This window comes from Staphylococcus lutrae (genome assembly GCF_002101335.1).
GTDB lineage: Bacteria > Bacillota > Bacilli > Staphylococcales > Staphylococcaceae > Staphylococcus > Staphylococcus lutrae.
In genome coordinates, this window is the sequence record NZ_CP020773.1 from 2,177,902 (window position 1) to 2,197,903 (window position 20,002).

A 20,002-nucleotide genomic window follows, 5' to 3' on the forward strand; every position below is an offset into this window, starting at 1 on the left:
TTTGTATTAATTTTCCATTTTCCGTTACTATAAACTGGTTCTTGGAATTCTAATAAATCAGCATTACTATCTGGATCTATGTCAAGAATAAGGACACAGAAAAAAGAGGGCTTCGCTTGCTTGCCCAGCCCCACCATTTACAGCATTTCTGATATATCATTACACACAGGAATAATATCTCCTTAATCGTTGGTTTAGGCACTTACAATTATAGAGATATTTGTGCTTTTTTAATATCAATAATTAAAATAACGGTCAGTGTATCTCTCGCTAACCGTTAAAAATATACAACCTATAACGGCAGGTGTCTTCAGAACTACGGATTATACGCCATGCCATGAAATTACTATTATGCTAGCTAGTTAACACAACTGATTCTTTTAAACATGAGGTTAACCGCTTATTTCTCAACTTTGCAACAGAACCAGAAATAAGCTAATTGTATTTAACGTATTTAAACAATGTTAATTTATCTGATAAAATAGCCTCGCCATATTTTTTAAAACCTAAAGATTCATAGAAATGATGATTTCTAAAGCTTTTGTGTGGTGTATAGACAGTCCATTTGTTTTTATTAGTCAATTTTTCAAATATCATTTTCATGACTACTTTTCCAATTCCATTATTTTGTTTATTCGGAGATATAAAAATTTTATATAAATGTTGACTGTCTTTTTTTTCTTTGATTTCAAAAGCACCTATTATATTTTCGTCTAAAAAAATCGTAAAATGATGATTTGTACATATATCATTCTGTAAATCTTCTAAAGTTTCATAATATGGACTGGTTTCATAATCTTCATATTCTAAAAAGTCATTTCTAAAGCATTGCTTTTGCATTTCTAAAATAAAATCCGCATTCTTCAAGGTAGTTTTTTTAAAATAAACCGCCATATCTTACACACTCTCCATTCTTTTATTATATACTGTGTAAAGCGTCAAAATCGCAAAAATACTTAATAATAGAAGTATTATAAAAATGAAATAAGTATTTAAGTATTGGCTAATCATTAGAGTCAATGATGCAATTAAAGAAGAACTCTGCGTGGCCAGTGATCCTAGAGCTGAATAGGATCCTTTTTTATCTAGATTCATAATATTCACTTGCGCTACTTGATAAGAGGGGGCGAACACCAATTCTCCTAAAGAAGCGATTATAATAAGTAGTATCATTAAATATATATTATTGGTTGTTAACATGAAGAGATACGAAAAGGAGTAAAAACTTGTTCCAATAAGTAAGACATACTTCACTTTATAACGTTCCATATATTTACCTATATATATTGATAATAATAGAATAATAAAAGTGTTTATTACTTGCAATAAGGCGATAGTTTTTGCAGCATCAAACGAATAATTATCGATTGAATTTATTATATTATTTTTACTTAAATTTACACTTACTATATTAGTTAAGTGCCATTCACTACTGAATATAATACCTCCAGCTAATATAAAATATAAAAAACTTTTATCCCTTATTGCATATGAATAATTATAAAAAATTTTTTTGATTGATGGGTTTTCCTTGATACAGATGATGTTAGACTCATTAACGGACACAGCGAATTGATAATAAATAGTTTATAATAATATTATTAATTTACGGGAGTGTCTGTCATGACTAAGAGAAGATATGAGCATAACTTTAAGATGGAAGCAATAAAACTGGTTGAATCAGGTAGAAAAGCGACTGAGGTCTCAAGAGACCTTGATATACCGATACAAACACTTACAAAATGGCTGAGTAAGTATCGTGAAGGTGGCGAAGCATCTTTTGTTGGTAGCGGTAAATTAACACCAGTAAAACAAACAGAAGTCGAATTACAAAAGCGACTTAAGGAACTTGAAGAAGAGAATCGAATATTAAAAAAGGCTATGCACATCTTTGCCAAAGACCAGAAATAATTTATGAATTTATATATCAACACCGGCACGAATTTCGTGTGACTAAGATGTGCAAAGTATTAGGTGTTTCAAAAAGTGGATATTATGATTGGAAAAAACGTCCAGCTTCATCACAACAAAAGAGACGTGATAGATTAAAAAAGGAAATCTATAAAGTTTATATTGGAAGTCAAAAAAGGTACGGCAGTCCAAAAATCACAAAGGAACTGATGAAAGAAGGAATAAAGGTTTCACAGCGTACAGTAACAAGATTGATGAAAGAAATGGGTATCAGATCAATCACAAAGAAGAAATATAAAGCAACAACAGATTCTAAACACAATCTACCAATATATCCGAATTTACTAAACCAACGATTTAAAGTTGAAAAGCCAGGTGTGGTATGGGTATCAGATATTACCTATATTTATACACGGGAAGGATGGGTGTATCTCGCAACAGTGATGGATTTATTCTCAAGAAGAATAATAGGTTGGTCAATGTCGAACAGAATGACGAAAGATTTAGTGATTTCAGCACTAGAAAGAGCATTTACTGCACAGAAGCCAACAGCAGGTTTAATACACCATTCTGATAGAGGAAGTCAATATGCCTCAATAGAATATCAAAATATATTAAGAGAAAACGAAATAATAACGAGTATGAGTCGGAAGGGAAATTGTTATGACAATGCGTGTATAGAGTCATTTCACAGTATAATAAAGAAAGAACTCATTCATCATTGTAATTTTCAAACGCGTAATGAGGCAATGTTTAGTATTATAGAATATATTGTGACATTCTATAATTCCAAAAGAATTCATTCAACACTAAATTATCTAAGTCCACTTGAATTTGAAAAAATGTTTTCATAAAATGACCTGTTTAAAAATGAACTTATATGATTTAATAAGTTTATTTTTGAATAGGAAACCGAGCAGAGCGAGGTAAAATTATAAATGGGTTTGTCAAATTAAGTGTGTAAGTTATTCAAGATACTTTATAACTCTATTCTTAATTTGATCATGTAAAAGGAGCTGATTCATAACCATAGACCAGTTTGGAATGAAGCCAGTTGACCATTTCTTTTCAAGTTCTTTAGTTCGAATAAACAGAAGTTTTAGGAGTGCATGCTCATTAGGGAATGCGCCTTTTTTTGTTACCTTGCGGTAACTAGAATGAATACTTTCTACAGCGTTTGTAGTGTACATAATTTTTCTAATATTACTTCCGTAATCGAATAATTGTTCTACATGTGCGAAATTTCGGATCCACACATCAACGGCTCCAGGGTATTGAGACCATTGTTGTTTAAATGCTTCAAAGGCGGTATGACATGCTTTTAAGGAAGTTGCTCCATAAACTTTTTTAAGGGAAGCAGTAAAAGCTTTATAATCTTTACTAGGTACATATTTAATTGAATTTCTGACTAGGTGTACGATACATCTTTGAACGATAGTTTGTGGGAAGATAGCTTTAACACCAGCTTCTAAACCTGATACACCATCCATTGATAAAAAGAAAATATCTTCTACACCTCTAGCTTTGATTTCATCAAAGATTTGCATCCATTTATGCTTACTTTCAGTTTCATTTAACCATAAACCTAGAATTTGTTTTCGGCCATCAATTGTATAACCTAGTATTGTGTAAACTGCGTATTCCTTTATTTCATAATCATTTCTAATCTTTGTGTACAGACAGTCTACAAAAACGAAAGTATAACACTTTTCTAAAGGTCTACTTTGCCATTCTTCCATCTCAGGTATAACGGCATCTGTAATATCAGAAATCATTTCATGTGATACGGAAAATCCATAAATGTCTTCTATAGTTGATGAAATATCACGTTGAGACATGCCTTTGGCATACATAGAAATTACTTTATCTTCAATTTCCGAAACATCTCGTTGGCGCTTCTTGATTAATTTTGGATCAAATGAAGCATCTCTATCTCTGGGTACATTAATTTCAACTTCTCCTTTAGAAGTTTTTAATGTCTTATTTCCATAGCCATTACGTCTATTTTCTGTAAATTTGTCAGATTTATCATTCGAAGAATAACCTAGATGATTATTCATTTCACCTTGTAACATAGCTTCAAACATGGGTCCGAAAATATCCTTTAACGCCTCTTCCATATCTTCAACAGTTTCGGGAGCATACTCAGAAATAATTCTATTAGCTAATTCAACAGATTTAGGATTACGTTTTTTACGAGCCATCATGTTACCTCCATAGTATCTTAAGTGTATTTTAACACTATGCATAGAGTTATGCTTAGAATCCGTAAAAAGTGATTGGTTTGTTTTTTAACCAACACTTTTTATGGATCTAGCAAGCGTTAGCGCGCTAGGAAAATAAAAAAATAAACTGCGAAGCAGAGCCGTACGCACTCTACTTACACAGTTTATTTTACATTCCCTTATAAATTCACTGTGTCCGATTTCTTGACACAAATCCATACTCTCTTGATTATCAACAACTGGAAAAGGTTCTTCAATCCAATCAGGCAATTCATATAAAGAACGATTATTGTCTATATAAAATTTACCATTTTTAGTTATTTTATATGGTGCTTCTTCTTTCATGCGTCCATATCTATAATATAAAGTGCTCGAACCACTATATTGTTTATCACTTAAAATATATGGTCCTTTATATTTTTCACCTAACAATTCATTTAAATCATACAAGGCTTTTTTGAATATAGATTCTGTAGGAGGATAAATAGTAATAAATTTTCCTGAAGAAAATCTATCAAAGTCTTTTTTTAAAGAAGCATAATAATCTTCTTTTTTAAAAATATATTTATAGGTTAGCTCATTCTCAATACAATACGCTTCTACTGTCAATAGCGGTTTGAAAATGTTGTTTTATGGCGGTTTGAAAATGTCGTTTTTTGGCGGTTTAAGAATGACGTATGTTTAAACTTTTTTCACTTTTATAGTCTTTAAGTCGGTATGAATCGCCTGTAATTTTAAATATTTTTGAATGGTGAATAAGTCTATCAATAATGGCTGCTGACGCTATCTTGTTACTAAATGAGTCTCCCCAACTAGAAAATGGGATATTCGTCGTTATGATTGTGGATTTCATTTCATACCTGAGTGACATCAATTGATAGAAGAGGTCTGCCTGTTCTTTTGAGATGGGGGTATAGCCTATTTCATCAATGATAAGCAGTTCAATTCTGTTTAATTGTTTTAAAGTTTTATTGGTGATTCCTTTCTCCTCTGAAGTGGTTAAGAGTTCAATTAACTCTTTAAAAGTATAGAATCGAGTTTTGATATTTTGTTTACAGGCTTCTACGCCTAGCGATATTGCTAGATGTGTCTTACCGACACCACTATTACCTAAGAAGCATATATTGATATTCTTCTCTAGAAAATGCATGGATTTTAATGTGAGTATTTCTTGTTTATTAATGCTTGGTTGAAACGTGAAATCAAAGTCACTTAAATATTTAACCTTAGGGAAACGTGCTAACTTAATAGCGCGTTTAAATTTTTGTTCAGCTTGATATTCTACTTCCTTTTCTGTCAACTCAAGTAAAATTTCAGTTAAAGATTTTTGATTCTTGGATAGTGATTCTAAATACTTCGGATAATAGTCTTTAATCATTTTTAGATTGAGCAGTTGAAAATTTTCTAATAGCTTTTGATGGTCTGTATACATATCTGTTCTCCTACACCTCGTCATATTTTAATAATGAATCTTCGATATAAGTAAGAATTTCTTGATCGTCTTTGTGCTTGAATGCATCAGACTTCAATATCTCACACATATCTTCGGTAACATAATTGAATTTCTTTTCCGATAAATGATGGGTTCTAATTAACTCGGCATCAAAGTAGATGGATAATTCGTCAGTCAATTCATTAAAGATCAATTGAACCTCCTCTCCAATAAACTTTGTAGGTACTGAATATTTACCTTTTCTAAAATTAACCATCGACTCTTTAGAAACGATTCGAATGCATTCATCTTCGACATAGGTGTCTAGTAACTGCACATTAAACGGGTTCAATAGATGTTTTTCTTCAGAATTGAATAAATCAATTGGATAGCAGTCAGTTGCTTGCGATATTTCGTTATGGTTCATTTCATGACAAAAGTGATTGACAAGACTGATAAGTTCAACAGCGTCATAAAATTCGTAATCGTAGGGCCTTAAACGTTGTTCCACAAATTTAGCTAAAGATTCCACAGAGCCCTTGGTTTGCGGCCTATAAGGCCTACACGCGATGGGTTCAAAGTTTGCATCTTTACTAAATTGATGAAAAAGGGCGTTAAATACCACTTTTCTATATTGTGTTCTAGGACGATCAACGACCGTTTTCATATTATCGAACCATATCTCCTTAGGAACACCTCCAGTGTACTCAAAAGATTCTTTCAAACATTGAAATAATGTATCTTGTTTTCTATCCCAAGTTAATGTGATATACTTCATTTTTGAATAGTGTAGAACGTAAAGAAAGATATTAAATTGATAACGTTTCCCAAATTTATCATGCATGACCATATCTTCTTTCCAGTCTACTTGAGCAGCTATACCGGGTCGTGCTTCTACCCGTATAGTTGCTTTTTTAATTTCCTTTCCTTTTTTATTCTTACAATATTCTCTTAGAATCGTATATTTGCCTTCATACCCTTTTTTAGTAATATATTTATAAATCGCCATAGCCGTACAACCTAGCTCTAATTTTTCGTCTATGAGCGTTTTATAGGGTTCTAATTTTGATACTCTCTTTGTCGTTTTTCTTGTTTTTAATTTTTTCAACTCATTGCCTTTCCCAGCCTCATAATATTTTTTTACTGTCCTTGGATCGCAATGATATTGTCTAGCCAGCTCAGCGTAATTTGGTTTTATGCCTTTCATAATGTAAAATGACACTCCTTCGTATATATCATGTCTCAATCAAACAACCTCCATTCAAAGATTGAGTTAAGACATGATTATATATTTTAGAAAATAAAAAATGTAGGAAAAACAGCATTTTCATTCCGCCATTTTCCTACATTTTATAACCGCCATTTACACTACTATATTTAATAATTCTTGAGCTGTTAAAGGCTCACTAGATATATGTATTTTAAAACCATAAGAAGGTAAATTGTTAATTGATCCTACTAACTTATAAATTTTTTTTCGAATCACTCCATTAGTTAAAGAGTTAAAATAAGCCAATTTATTATATCTCCTTTTTATAACATAAATTATAGAGAACGCTAACTAGCGTCCTCTATAATTATGTACTTTTATGGTGTAGTACCTGGATAAGATTTTTTTGAATTTTCAGATTCAAAAGTTTGTAAATTTAAAATCTCTTTCATATTTAACATCTTCTTTAAAGTTAATGTATTTACATATTATCACACAAAAAAAAGGAAATCAATGAATTTTCAGATATTTATGAAATGTGGTAATTCTAGGATTAATCCAACAATTCCCTATATATAATTAAATTTACTTTTTACTTATTTAATTTTTTCGACTTTGCAACAGAACCATCAAAATCAATTCAGTGTTTGGCTATAAGAATATAATGTAAAATACAAGCATATTTCATTATTAGTATGGTGACAGAAATTTCTGGAATTTTAGGAATTGAATTTTAATGATTTCTAGGGTGTTTGTAAGTGAATATAAAAAAACGCACTGAACCACAAAAACGTTGCTTAATGTGTTATCGTCTCACTAACCGATGTTGTTACAGAACCCTGCAAAATCTTTGTTACATATGAGATTTCTGTACTGCTTAAACATCCAATCCGACTTCCATCAAATGTATATTTGAATCGAACCAAATTGAGTTGAGATAAGTCTCTAGAGCGTGATTTTATAATGACAATTGTGTAGAATTCAGAACAGTAATCAATGAAGCGTATCTGATTTAAAATATAATAATTTAAATCGCTGAAAATTTTATGTCTAAGCCGCGTATATTTGAAAAGCAACGTCATATGAAACAAAACGGTAAATATATTATAATGCTTTTAATAGTGAAAAACGGGAGTGGACAAAAATGAAAAACATTTTACTAGCTGTCACAGGCGGTATTGCGGCCTACAAAGCTATAGATTTAACGAGCAAACTCACTCAAGGGGGTTATGAAGTACGTGTGATGCTCACAGAACATGCGCAACAATTTGTCACACCATTATCATTTCAAGCGATAAGTCGTCATGCGGTATATACGAATACGTTTATTGAAGAGAACCCTGCAGAAATCCAACATATTGCTTTAGGAGATTGGGCGGATGCGATTGTCGTTGCACCCGCGACAGCGAACATCATTTCAAAATTAAGTCACGGTCTTGCGGACGATATGGTGACGACGACGTTATTAGCGACAACGACACCTAAATTTATGGCGCCTGCAATGAATGTCCATATGTTTGAAAATCCGCGAATTCAAGCTAATATTCAAACACTCATAGACGATGGTTATCATTTTATCGAACCGGGAGAAGGCTTTTTAGCATGTGGTTACGTAGCGAAAGGACGTATGGCGGAACCTCTCGAAATTAAAGCAGTCATCGATCGACAAGGTCAGAAAAATGCAGAAAAGTTACAATCGTCATATTTTCGTGATAAAAAAGTGCTCGTTACTGCAGGGCCAACTGTCGAGACGATTGACCCTGTCCGTTTTGTATCGAACAGAGCATCAGGGAAAATGGGATACGCCATCGCAGAGGCACTTCAAAAAGTCGGTGCAGAGGTAACGCTAGTAACTGGACCTACGTCAATCGAAGCACCACGTCATGTCGAAGTCGTACAAGTGACGACAGCTGAAGATATGTTTCAAGCGGTAAGGCAGCGTTTCAAGCAACAAGATATTATATTCAAAACTGCTGCCGTATCAGATTACACACCGGTTGATCCGTTGCCACATAAAATGAAAAAGCAAAACGGTGATGTGACTGTCACGTTTAAACGTACACAAGACATTTTGAAATATTTAGGCGAACACAAAACGACACAAAAACTGGTAGGCTTTGCTGCAGAAACACAAAATATGGAAAGCTACGCACAAGACAAACTCGTGCGTAAAAATGCAGATGTCATTATTGCGAACAATGTGGGCGATACGTCTATTGGTTTTAGTTCAGACAACAATGAAGTGTCACTTTATTTTAAAGACGGGACATTTGAAACGCTTCAAAAAGGCCCTAAAAAGAAATTGGCTTTCCAAATCTTATCAATTTTAGAAAGTAGATGGGATGTATGATTGCGCAAGTCATTGTAGACGTTGCCTCGAAAAGTGTAGATAAAAGGTTTGATTACGCCATACCGGCTGATTTAGAAAATATCGTTCAGCCGGGCGTTCGTGTCATTGTGCCATTCGGCCCGCGCAAAATTCAAGGGTACGTAATGCGATGTGTACCGGATGAAGAAGCGGAATATGATTTGGAGAAATTGAGACCAATTTTAGAAGTGAAAGATATTCAGCCAGAACTGACGACAGAACTCGTCCAATTAAGTGAATGGTATAGCCGCTATTTTTTATCGAAGCGCATCTCTATTCTTGAAGCGATGTTGCCCAGTGCGATTAAAGCGAAATATTCAAAAGCATTCAAGTTAAAAGAGGATGCGGATTTACCTAATGAAGTGGTGGCGTATTTTAATAATGAAGGGCTGTACTATTATAAAGACGCGCAACAAGATGAAAATATTGAACAGCTCATGCCGTATTTGAAAGAAGGCTATATTGAAGCTGTTACGATATTATCGCAAAATACGACGAAGAAAAAGCGACGTGCGGTCAGAGTGGTGTCTACAGAAATGGCTGAAGCGTATTTGGAAACCGCGCAAAAGAAACAAAAGCAGTATGAGGTCCTCGTATTTTTACTCGATGAACGTCACCGTGATGTATTGTTGCAAGAATTATTAGAAATGGCATTTTCTACTTCAGCCATCAATACGTTAGAAAAACAAGGTATAATCGAAAAATATGATGCGATTGTGGAACGAAACCCATATGAAGGACGTGTTTTTGAGAAAGAACAAAAACGTGAGCTCACGCCAGAACAACAAGTCGCATATGACACTTTACTGCATTCGGTCCGTCAACAACAAGCTGAAACGTTTTTACTACATGGCGTAACAGGTTCCGGCAAAACAGAAGTGTATCTCCAAATTATTGAAGATGTCCTCACACAAGGTAAAGAGGCGATGATGCTCGTGCCAGAAATCGCATTAACACCGCAAATGGTATTACGATTTAAACGACGCTTTGGTGATGAAGTAGCCGTCCTACACTCTGCTTTGTCGAACGGCGAACGTTATGATGAGTGGCAAAAAATTCGTGATGGCCGTGCACGTGTCAGTGTTGGTGCGCGTTCGAGTGTATTTGCACCCTTTAAAAAATTAGGAATGATTATTATTGATGAAGAGCATGAAGCCACTTATAAGCAAGAAGATTATCCACGCTATCATGCAAAAGATATTGCTGAATGGCGGAGTCGTTATCATCAATGTCCGCTCGTACTGGGAAGCGCAACGCCAAGTTTAGAAAGCTATGCACGTGCTGAAAAAGGTGTCTATACACTGCTGTCAATGTCGACACGTGTGAATCAACAACCACTACCTAATGTTGATATTGTTGATATGCGAGAAGAGTTAGCACATGGCAATCGCTCGTTGTTTTCTCGACAATTAGTTGAAGCAATTGAATTACGCCTTCAACGCAAAGAACAGATTGTATTATTTTTAAATCGTCGTGGCTATGCTTCTTTTATGTTGTGTCGAGATTGTGGACATGTCCCGCAATGTCCGAATTGTGATATTTCGTTAACCTATCATAAGACGACAGATCAATTGAAATGCCACTATTGTGGCTATCAAACTCCTGCGCCCTTTCAATGTCCAAGTTGTGAAAGTGAGCATATTCGCCAAATGGGGACAGGCACACAACGGGTAGAAGAATTAATTCAACAACAATTTCCGGGTGCCCGAACAATTCGAATGGATGTTGATACCACAACACGAAAAGGTAGTCACGAAAAGTTACTGAAGCAATTTGGTAATGGGGAAGGCGATATTTTATTAGGGACACAGATGATTGCAAAAGGTTTGGACTTTCCTAATATTACATTAGTCGGTGTGTTAAATGCGGATACAATGTTGAATTTACCGGATTTTCGAGCGAGTGAAAGGACATTTCAAATATTGACACAAGTTGCCGGACGTGCAGGTCGACATGAGAAAAAAGGGGAAGTCATCATTCAAACATATAATCCGGATCATTACGCGATTAAAGATGTCCAATCTAATGACTATCTCGGCTTTTATCGTAAAGAGATGCGATTTCGTCAATTAGGTCAATATCCGCCTTATTATTATTTAATTAATTTCACAATAACGCATGAAAAATCAAAGGAAGTCCTACAGGCAGCCACACACATTCATCAAATATTGTTGCAACATTTAACAGACAAAGCTTATGTGCTAGGACCGTCGCCTTCTGTCATCCCTAGAATTAACAATGAATACCGCTTCCAAGTATTAGTGAAATATAAAAGTGAGCCTTCATTAATTCATGCGCTTAGATATTTAGATGATTACTACCATGAAAAGTTTATAAAAGACAAATTAGCGTTGAAAATTGATATCAATCCATATATGATGATGTAGAATAGGCAGAAAGTGCTGATATACCAAGCGTTTCAAGGGTTTTGAAACCTTATATATATAATTAAGGGCAGAAAAAGGACAGATGGTTCAATGTGATAGATTTTTAAGGCTCTTTGTCAACGTCGGTTGGTGAAGAAATATCGTACTAAGTGGCAATTTTTTGTTGCTTAGTACGTTTTTTATATTCACTTACGTATAACCTTGAAATAATTAAAATCCTATTTCTAAAGTTATAAAAATTTCTATAACCATAAGAGACACGCTTAATAAGCTTTATTTTATTGTTAATACCTTCAATTGGACCATTGGTCAAATGAGGATTTTGAATCGTATTTGAAATATAAGGTATATATTTTATGAGTGTGTTAATAACACGTTTGAGTCCATTTGAAATATTTAAACTCTTCGAACGTTGTAATGCTTCCTCTAATTGTTCAATGTTATTTGATCTTAGGGTTTCTAGAATATGATGTCCTGCTTCATACGTTAATTGGAATTCTTCATCAAAAGTTAACAAGAATTGTACTAAACTATACTGACTATGCCATGTATTAAAAAGTCTGAACGAGTGATAATGGACTCTGTCTAATTCAATTGGAGATTTTAATAAAAGCTTCCAATACCGTTTTAATTTATTGTACTTGGGTTTTTCTTTAGTCTTAAAACTATTCATTGTTTTAACGCGACTGTGATTGATTTCACGGTTAACCGCTTGAACAATATGAAAACGGTCTAAGATAATATCTGCATTGGGAAATAATGATTGAATTAGCGACATGTATGGTGGATACATATCAATAGAAACACTTTTAACTCCTTCACGCTGCTTTCTTGAGAATCTTAAAAAGTATTCTTCCAACTTGAACTTACGTCGATCTGGCAAGATATCAATAATATCATGCGTGATACTATCACAGTATATAAAGCTCATAGAGCTGTCGACATCATTAGTTGACTTAAATTCATCAAAGGATAAATGTTGGGGCAATATATCACTAGGTTGTGTTTTTACTGCTTCCCCTAGGTCTTTCAAATACCGATGAACAGTTGAAGGTGAAACTAAAACACTATTCGCTATATCTTTTTCAGATATGACAGTGGCGAGCTTTCTCGTCACCATTAGTTTTACGTCATTAGAAATTGTACAACGCGGTTCTATATATGGTGTTTTAGCCGTAAAAGTTTGACCACAAGCTTTACAATAGAAGCGTTGCTTTTTTAACACAAGATAACTAGGCCTTTCAAGAATAAGCCCCATATACACTCTTGTACTGCGAAAGCCATTTTTAATAACTGTGTGTTGCTCATTCTTGATACCACAACACTCACAACCTTTAGGTTGATAAGTTAAAACCCCTTTATAAAACAATGATTGAACGTTCTTGAAGGTTTGAATACCTAAACATTCAGTGATTTTTAAATTTGATACTTTTATTCCAATCATTTCTGATATATCATTATACATAGGCACGAATATCTCTCCTTAATTTGTTGGTTTTGTCACTTACAATTATAGAGATATTTGTGCTATTTTTGTATTTAAAACAAAAATAACGGCCAGTGAAAAACTCACCAACCGTTAAAAGTATAGAACCATTTTTAATTGATCATTGAGCGGTTTGTCCCTTTTTTGCGTACGCATAATGATGAATAATGCGTTTTTTGTTATGATGACGATGAGAGACTATCGCATTTTGGGTGAGAATAAGCTATAATATAATGATAAATTTTCGTGAGGGGCGATGAAGGATATGATCAGAAAAATTAAAACGCATATGCATCCGATTTTGAGGGAAAAAGCAGCGCCTGTAACTGAGTTTGATGCACATTTGAAAGACATCATTCAAGATTTGGAAGATACGTTATATGATGCAGAAGGTCAAGCGTTAGCGGCACCGCAAATTGGTGTGAGTGAGCGTGTCGCAATTGTTGACATGGAACAAGATGGCTTGTTACAGCTGATCAATCCTGAAGTCATTACCCAATCAGACGAAACAGCGACGGAACTTGAAGGGTGCTTGAGTGTGCCAGGGCGTTTTGGTGAAGTAACGCGCAGTCGTATGATTACGGTTCGAAGTTATGATTTAAATGGCAATGAAGTCGAAATGACGGCTTATGATGACATTGCACGGATGATTTTACATGTCATTGATAATTTAAATGGTGTTTTATTTGTAGATAGGATGGATCGAGAAATTTCAAATGCAGAATTGGAGGCTTATTTAGAAGATGAGTAAAATTATTTTTATGGGGACACCTGATTTTTCAACCGCAATTTTAGAAATATTAATCGACACTGAAGAGGTGATTGCAGTTGTCACTCAACCCGACAGACCAGTAGGACGTAAACGGGTACTCACGCCGCCTCCAGTGAAAAAGGTGGCTGTTGCACACAATATTCCTGTGTACCAACCTGAAAAGTTAACTGGCTCAGCAGAACTTGAAACATTACTTCAAATGGAATGTGACTTAATCGTGACAGCGGCGTTTGGTCAATTATTACCTGAATCATTACTTGAACATCCAAAATTCGGCGCTGTCAATGTACATGCCTCATTATTGCCAAAATATCGCGGCGGTGCACCAATCCATCAAGCGATTATTGACGGTGAAGCAGAAACAGGCGTGACGATTATGTATATGGTGAAAAAGTTAGATGCTGGGGATATCATTTCACAACGTGCGATTCCAATTGAAGACACGGACAATGTGGGGACTATGCATGATAAGTTAAGTGCACTCGGTACGGACTTATTAAAAGAAACGCTCCCATCAATTTTAAATGGCACGAATGACCGTACGCCACAAGATGAAGCGTTAGTGAGCTTTGCATCTAATATTCAACGTGAAGATGAACGTATTGATTGGACACAAGATGCGCGTACGATTTTCAACCATATTCGCGGCTTATCTCCGTGGCCAGTGGCTTATACGACATTTGAAGATAAAAATATGAAGATATATGAAGCGCAACTCGTAAAAGGTCAATCTGGGCGTCCGGGTGAGATGATCGATGTTACGAAAAAGCACATCATTGTCGGTACAGGTTCAGACGATGCGATTGCACTAACAGAAATTCAATTAGCGGGTAAGAAAAGAATGCCTGTTGCACAATTTTTAAGTGGTTTCCAAACATCTCTAGTTGGAAAGGAACTCATCTAAATGGTCACAGTTCGTGAATTAAGTTTAATGACAATTGAAGCAGTGTTGAAAGACGGAGCTTACAGTAATTTAAAAATGAATGAAATGTTACAGACGTATCCATTAAATCCTGCTGATCGTGGTTTATATACGGAACTCGTATATGGCACGATTAAGCGTAAACTGACACTAGATTATTATTTAAAACCGTTCATCAAAACAAAAATTAAAGGCTGGGTGCGTCGTTTATTATGGATGAGTCTGTATCAATTCCTTTATTTAGATAAAGTGCCAACGCATGCTTTAATTAATGAAGCCGTGAATATTGCCAAGAAGCGCGGTGGTGCACAAACGGGCAATACGGTCAATGCGATTTTGCGTCAAATGACATCGCAACCATTACCAGATGTGACTGCGATTAAAAAGCAACCTGAAAGACTTTCAATTCAGTACAGTATACCGACTTGGATTATCAAACATTGGTTAACGCATTTCGGAGCTGACACGACTGAAACGATTGCGGCGAACTTGCTTCTCCCAGGAACACAAACTGTGCGCGTGAACCGTACACAAATCACAGTAAATGAAGCGATCGCCCAATTACGTGCTGAAGGGTTTGACGTTCAATCGGATGATCATATTGACGTTTGTCTACACGTGTCAAGTCATGGCGTGATGACTTCTGAGCTGTTTCAACAAGGTTTGATCAGTATCCAGGATAAGAGCTCTATGTTTGTCGCGGAATATATGGGGTTACAACCGGGTGACAACGTGTTGGACAGCTGTAGTGCACCTGGAGGGAAAGCGTGCCACATGGCTGAAATTTTAAATGGTCAAGGAACAGTGCTCGCAACGGATGTGCATGCGCATAAAATTCAGCTCATTGACCATAATATTCGCAAGTTACATTTAACAGGGATTCGCGCAATGCAACATGATGCGACACAACCGTACGACCAGCAGTTTGACAAAATTTTACTCGATGCACCGTGTAGTGGGCTAGGCGTTTTGCGACATAAACCAGAAATTAAATATACTGTGACGCCTGAAAGTGTCAAATCATTAGTCGATTTGCAATTACAATTAATTGATAATGTGTCACAGCATCTTCAAAATGGAGGAACAATGGTTTATTCTACGTGTACAATAGAACAATTGGAAAATGAAAATGTGATTTATACATTTCTCAAGTCGCATCCTGAGTTTGAGTTTGATCCTATTGTAGATCCACGTACGCAACAACATGTCAATACTTTACAATTATTGCCACAAGATATGGATTCAGACGGCTTTTTTATCACGAGAGTAAGAAAGAAAGGATAAGTGGATATGATTACTGCCGATAAGAAAAAGAAAAATAAATTTTTGCCTGATTTTGAGAAACAATCCATTTTTTCATTAAGATATGATGAATTAAAAGATTGGTTATCAGAACAGGGTCAACAAAGTTTTCGTGCAAAACAAATTTTTGAATGGCTTTATGAAAAGCGTGTCAATGATTTTGAAGATATGACGAATCTCTCAAAAACGTTACGTCAACAACTCGCACAGCATTTTACGATGACTGTATTAAAAACAGTCGTGCGTCAAGAAAGTCGCGATGGTACGATTAAGTTTTTATTCGAATTACAAGATGGGTATACCATTGAAACGGTTTTAATGCGTCATGATTATGGGAATTCCGTGTGCGTGACGACACAGGTCGGTTGTCGGATTGGTTGTACATTTTGTGCTTCTACATTAGGGGGACTCAAGCGTAATTTAGAGGCTGGAGAAATTGTAGCACAAGTGTTAACCGTTCAAAAAGCATTAGATGAATCGGATGAGCGTGTTTCTTCAATTGTGATTATGGGAATTGGTGAGCCTTTCGAAAATTACGATGAGATGATGGATTTCTTGAAAATTGTGAACGATGACAACGGTTTAAATATTGGCGCGCGCCATATCACAGTTTCAACATCAGGTATTGTACCGAGAATTTATGATTTTGCGGACGAATCACTTCAAATTAACTTTGCGGTGAGCTTACATGCAGCAAATAATGAAATTCGTTCAAAATTAATGCCGATAAATAGAGCTTACGATGTCGATAAATTAATGGAAGCCATTCACTATTACCAACAGAAAACGAAGCGACGTGTGACTTTTGAATATGGTTTGTTTGGTGGCGTTAATGACCAAGTTGCGCATGCACGTGAGTTGGCGCAATTGATTAAACCGTTGAACTGTCATGTCAATTTAATCCCGGTTAATCATGTCCCAGAACGGAACTATGTAAAAACACCTAAAGATGACATTTTTAAATTTGAAAAGGAATTAAAAAAGCAAGGCATCAATGCTACAATTAGACGTGAACAAGGCGCAGATATCGATGCTGCATGTGGACAATTGAGAGCAAAGGAACGTCAAGCAGAAACGAGGTAGAACATAATGTTAAATGCAGAATTTTTTTCAGTAGCAGGGAATTTTCGTGACAACAATGAAGATGCAGGTGGCGTGTTTTACAACAAAACAGGACAGCAGTTATTCGTATTATGTGATGGTATGGGAGGACATCAAGCGGGTGAAGTTGCTTCACAATTTGTTGTTGATGCCTTACAAGAGAAGTTTGAAGCTGAAAATTATATTGAGCCTGAGCAAGCAGAAACGTGGTTAAAACAACAATTACAATTTGTGAATCGAGATTTATACGATAAAGCACAGCAAAATCCAGCTTATCATGGCATGGGGACAACTTGTGTATGTGCGCTTGTTTTTGAACATCATATTGTAGTAGCAAATGTTGGCGATTCTCGTGCCTATTTAACAAACGGTAGAACAATGGATCAAGTGACGATTGATCATACTTTTGTGAATCAGTTAGTCATGTTAGGTGAAATTACCGAAGAGGAAGCTTTCCAACATCCGAGACGTCATATTATTACCAAAGTAATGGGAACGAATCGTTTTGTGACACCTGATATTTTTACGAAGCGCACGCAATTTTACCAATATTTGATTTTAAATTCTGATGGTTTAACGGATTATGTAAAAGCCGAACAACTCCATAGTATCCTTAACGAAGAGGTCACACTTCAAGAAATGGGTGAAAAAATGTTGGCATTAGCGGAAACCCAAGAAGCGAAAGATAATGTCTCATTTATTCTTGCTAAAATTGCAGGTGAGCCCGTATGATTGGACGTTTAATTGATGATCGTTATGAATTAACACAGATTCTTGGTGGTGGCGGCATGTCGAATGTGTATGTCGCAATGGACACCATTTTAAAGCGTAAAGTGGCAGTTAAATTAATTCATATTCCGCCTAATGAAAAACAGGCGACCGTGCAACGTTTTGAAAGAGAAGTGCAAAATACAACGATATTATCACATCCTAATATTGTGAGTGTGTTAGATGTGGGCGAAGAAGTAGACTTTTTCTTTCTTGTAATGGAATATATTGAGGGTCCCACATTGTCCGATTATATTAAAGCAAATGGTCCACTCGAACCTGCGAAGGCCCTTTATTTTATTGAACAGATTTTAAATGGGATCCGTCATGCGCATGAGCAAGGCATTGTACATCGCGATATTAAACCGCAAAATGTCATGATTGATCGCAATCAAACGTTAAAGATTGTAGATTTTGGTATTGCGAAGGCGCTAAGCGAAACGACAATGACCCAAACGAATCATGTCGTGGGCACTGTACAATATTTGTCACCAGAACAAGCAAAAGGCGAAAAGACAGGTGAACGATCCGATATCTATTCGCTAGGGATTCTCTTATATGAAATGTTAATCGGGCATCCCCCATTTAGTGGAGAAACGGCAGTGAGTATTGCGATTAAACAAATTCAAGAAGCCGTTCCGAATGTGACTGAGCGTAGACGAGATGTTCCACAAGCGCTCAGTAATGTGATATTAAAAGCGACCGAAAAAGAACAAAGCCAGCGTTATCGTTCTGTGTCAGAAATGGCTAATGATGTTATGTCAACATTGGATCCGAGTCGCAAAAACGAAGCCGTTTATCGCGCAGACGCATCGACAACGAAAACGGTGCCTATCGATAAAAGTGCTTTAAAAGCGGAAACAGAAAGACGTGATCAACCAACTGAGAAAACAGCACAGATTCCTATTGTGCCGACAAAAACAAAACCAGAGCCGCCCCCACAACGACCTGTTTATCAGCAAGCACCGCCACGTCGTTCCGTGCGAAAGAAATTGTTGTTTGGTTTGATATTATTCGTGTTATTAGGAAGTTTGATCATTTTTATGAGCTTTGCGATGATAGGAGATAAATACAGCCAAGTCCCTGAAGTGGTTGGTAAATCTAAAGTGGAAGCGGAAAGGTTGTTAAAAGAAAATAAAGTCGCAGTCGGTAAAATCAGTTATGATTACAGTGATCAGTATGCAAAAGATCGCGTGATGGGTGTTGATCCAGAAGAAGGCACAAAAGTAGAACAAAATAGCGAAATCAATCTGGTTATTTCCAAAGGACAACATATCGAAAAAATGCCACAATTGATTGGTCTTACTAAAGAAGAAGCTGAGAAAAAATTAAAAGATCTGGGCTTTAGTCGTGTCTCTTTTACGACTGCATACACACAGAACAATATCTCAAAAGGTCATATTGAAGCGCAAAGTATTGTGGCTGGAGAAGATGTTGCGGTGACACAAGACAAAGTCGAAATTACGGAATCACTAGGTAAACGTCAAATTTACGTTGGTGATTATACAGATGAAGATTTTGATAAAGTAAAATCAGAGTTAGAGAAAAAAGGTCTAGTTGTAGAAGTAGAAAAAGAGCGTGCGAGCACGGATGTGAAAAAGAATCATATCATAAGCCATTCTCCTAAAAAAGTGAACGTCGATGAAGGAGATACCGTGCGTTTTATCGTCTCAACGGGAGATTCCGATTCTCAATCAGACAAGAGTATAGATAAGACCTATACTGAGACAGTCAATGTGCCTTACACTGGAAAAAATGGTAAACCTCAAAAAGTAGAGGTGTACATTACAGATAAAAATGATAACGGTGAAAGTGCAGCGGAATCATTCAATATCACTAAAGATACACCGCAAACGATGCATTTTACAGTGGCTGAAAATCAATCGGCACAGTATGAGATAAAAGTCGATGGTAAAACGGTAGTTAAGAAGAAGATTGCATATGATGACATTTAATGAATAAGGACGATAAAAGTACACAGATCGTGAAGCTGTAACAAGTGAGCGCATCTGTGTGCTTTTTATTATTCTCAAAAATCATGCATCATCGGGTGCGATTTCGGGTAGATGATTTAGAAGCATTCATTTGGAATGACGGCAAAGGGTGTATTTTGTAATG

15 protein-coding genes and 1 pseudogene are annotated in these 20,002 nt (G+C 35.8%); 9 read left to right on the forward strand and 7 right to left on the reverse strand.

Annotated features, from left to right (window positions below):
• Window positions 1-435: 435 nt before the first annotated feature.
• Together B5P37_RS10145 and B5P37_RS12385 are read right to left on the reverse strand one after the other, a co-directional pair.
• Complete coding sequence (locus B5P37_RS10145; protein ID WP_037543219.1) at window positions 436-894, reverse strand: GNAT family N-acetyltransferase; 459 nt, start codon at window positions 892-894, stop codon at window positions 436-438.
• A 3-nt stretch (window positions 895-897) separates the two neighbouring features.
• Entirely contained in the window at window positions 898-1,566 is a 669-nt protein-coding gene (locus B5P37_RS12385; RefSeq protein WP_169710805.1) for an MFS transporter, read from the reverse strand.
• Between the two features lie 57 nt (window positions 1,567-1,623).
• On the opposite strand from B5P37_RS12385, the pseudogene B5P37_RS10160 reads away from it, so the two are divergent.
• Window positions 1,624-2,765: pseudogene (locus B5P37_RS10160) on the forward strand (IS3 family transposase).
• Window positions 2,766-2,876: 111 nt separating this feature from the next.
• Here B5P37_RS10160 and B5P37_RS10165 read toward each other — a convergent pair.
• The 4 genes from B5P37_RS10165 to istA form a co-directional block, all read right to left on the reverse strand.
• The gene (locus B5P37_RS10165) at window positions 2,877-4,115 is read right to left on the reverse strand and encodes an IS256 family transposase (protein WP_420852987.1); all 1,239 of its coding nucleotides are present in this window, start codon (window positions 4,113-4,115) and stop codon (window positions 2,877-2,879) included.
• An 87-nt stretch (window positions 4,116-4,202) separates the two neighbouring features.
• Window positions 4,203-4,745, reverse strand: coding sequence for a class III lanthionine synthetase LanKC N-terminal domain-containing protein (locus tag B5P37_RS10170; RefSeq protein WP_085238102.1), 543 nt, complete (start codon window positions 4,743-4,745; stop codon window positions 4,203-4,205).
• A 55-nt stretch (window positions 4,746-4,800) separates the two neighbouring features.
• Window positions 4,801-5,568 carry an IS21-like element helper ATPase IstB gene (istB, locus tag B5P37_RS10175; protein ID WP_085236837.1) on the reverse strand — a complete coding sequence of 256 codons (768 nt, stop codon included), beginning with the start codon at window positions 5,566-5,568 and terminating at the stop codon, window positions 4,801-4,803.
• A gap of 10 nt (window positions 5,569-5,578) precedes the next feature.
• Window positions 5,579-6,775 (reverse strand): IS21 family transposase, encoded by a 1,197-nt coding sequence (gene istA / locus B5P37_RS10180; protein ID WP_240622398.1) that lies wholly within the window; start codon window positions 6,773-6,775, stop codon window positions 5,579-5,581.
• A gap of 1,147 nt (window positions 6,776-7,922) precedes the next feature.
• On the opposite strand from istA, the gene coaBC reads away from it, so the two are divergent.
• Window positions 7,923-9,128: a bifunctional phosphopantothenoylcysteine decarboxylase/phosphopantothenate--cysteine ligase CoaBC gene (gene coaBC / locus B5P37_RS10185; RefSeq protein WP_085238103.1), complete on the forward strand. Its 1,206-nt coding sequence runs from the start codon at window positions 7,923-7,925 to the stop codon at window positions 9,126-9,128.
• Window positions 9,125-11,533, forward strand: a complete 2,409-nt coding sequence (gene priA / locus B5P37_RS10190; RefSeq protein WP_085238104.1) for a primosomal protein N' — start codon at window positions 9,125-9,127, stop codon at window positions 11,531-11,533. The genes coaBC and priA overlap by 4 nt, the downstream gene beginning before the upstream one ends.
• A gap of 145 nt (window positions 11,534-11,678) precedes the next feature.
• On the opposite strand, the gene B5P37_RS10195 is transcribed toward priA, so the two are convergent.
• Window positions 11,679-12,998 carry an ISL3 family transposase gene (locus B5P37_RS10195; RefSeq protein ID WP_085238400.1) on the reverse strand — a complete coding sequence of 440 codons (1,320 nt, stop codon included), beginning with the start codon at window positions 12,996-12,998 and terminating at the stop codon, window positions 11,679-11,681.
• Between the two features lie 286 nt (window positions 12,999-13,284).
• Between B5P37_RS10195 and B5P37_RS10200 the strand changes: the two genes are divergently transcribed.
• From B5P37_RS10200 to pknB, 6 genes are read left to right on the forward strand one after another with little or no spacing between them, the layout of a single operon-like run.
• Entirely contained in the window at window positions 13,285-13,770 is a 486-nt protein-coding gene (locus B5P37_RS10200; protein WP_085238105.1) for a peptide deformylase, read from the forward strand.
• The gene (gene fmt, locus B5P37_RS10205; protein ID WP_085238106.1) at window positions 13,763-14,695 is read left to right on the forward strand and encodes a methionyl-tRNA formyltransferase; all 933 of its coding nucleotides are present in this window, start codon (window positions 13,763-13,765) and stop codon (window positions 14,693-14,695) included. The genes B5P37_RS10200 and fmt overlap by 8 nt, the downstream gene beginning before the upstream one ends.
• A complete protein-coding gene (rsmB, locus tag B5P37_RS10210) occupies window positions 14,696-15,997 on the forward strand; it encodes a 16S rRNA (cytosine(967)-C(5))-methyltransferase RsmB (RefSeq protein WP_085238107.1) in 1,302 nt (433 codons plus the stop codon).
• 6 nt (window positions 15,998-16,003) lie between these two features.
• Complete coding sequence (rlmN, locus tag B5P37_RS10215; protein WP_085238108.1) at window positions 16,004-17,098, forward strand: dual-specificity RNA methyltransferase RlmN; 1,095 nt, start codon at window positions 16,004-16,006, stop codon at window positions 17,096-17,098.
• Window positions 17,099-17,104: 6 nt separating this feature from the next.
• Window positions 17,105-17,848: a Stp1/IreP family PP2C-type Ser/Thr phosphatase gene (locus B5P37_RS10220; RefSeq protein ID WP_085238109.1), complete on the forward strand. Its 744-nt coding sequence runs from the start codon at window positions 17,105-17,107 to the stop codon at window positions 17,846-17,848.
• Window positions 17,845-19,839, forward strand: coding sequence for a Stk1 family PASTA domain-containing Ser/Thr kinase (gene pknB, locus B5P37_RS10225; RefSeq protein WP_085238110.1), 1,995 nt, complete (start codon window positions 17,845-17,847; stop codon window positions 19,837-19,839). The genes B5P37_RS10220 and pknB overlap by 4 nt, the downstream gene beginning before the upstream one ends.
• Window positions 19,840-20,002 lie beyond the last annotated feature (163 nt).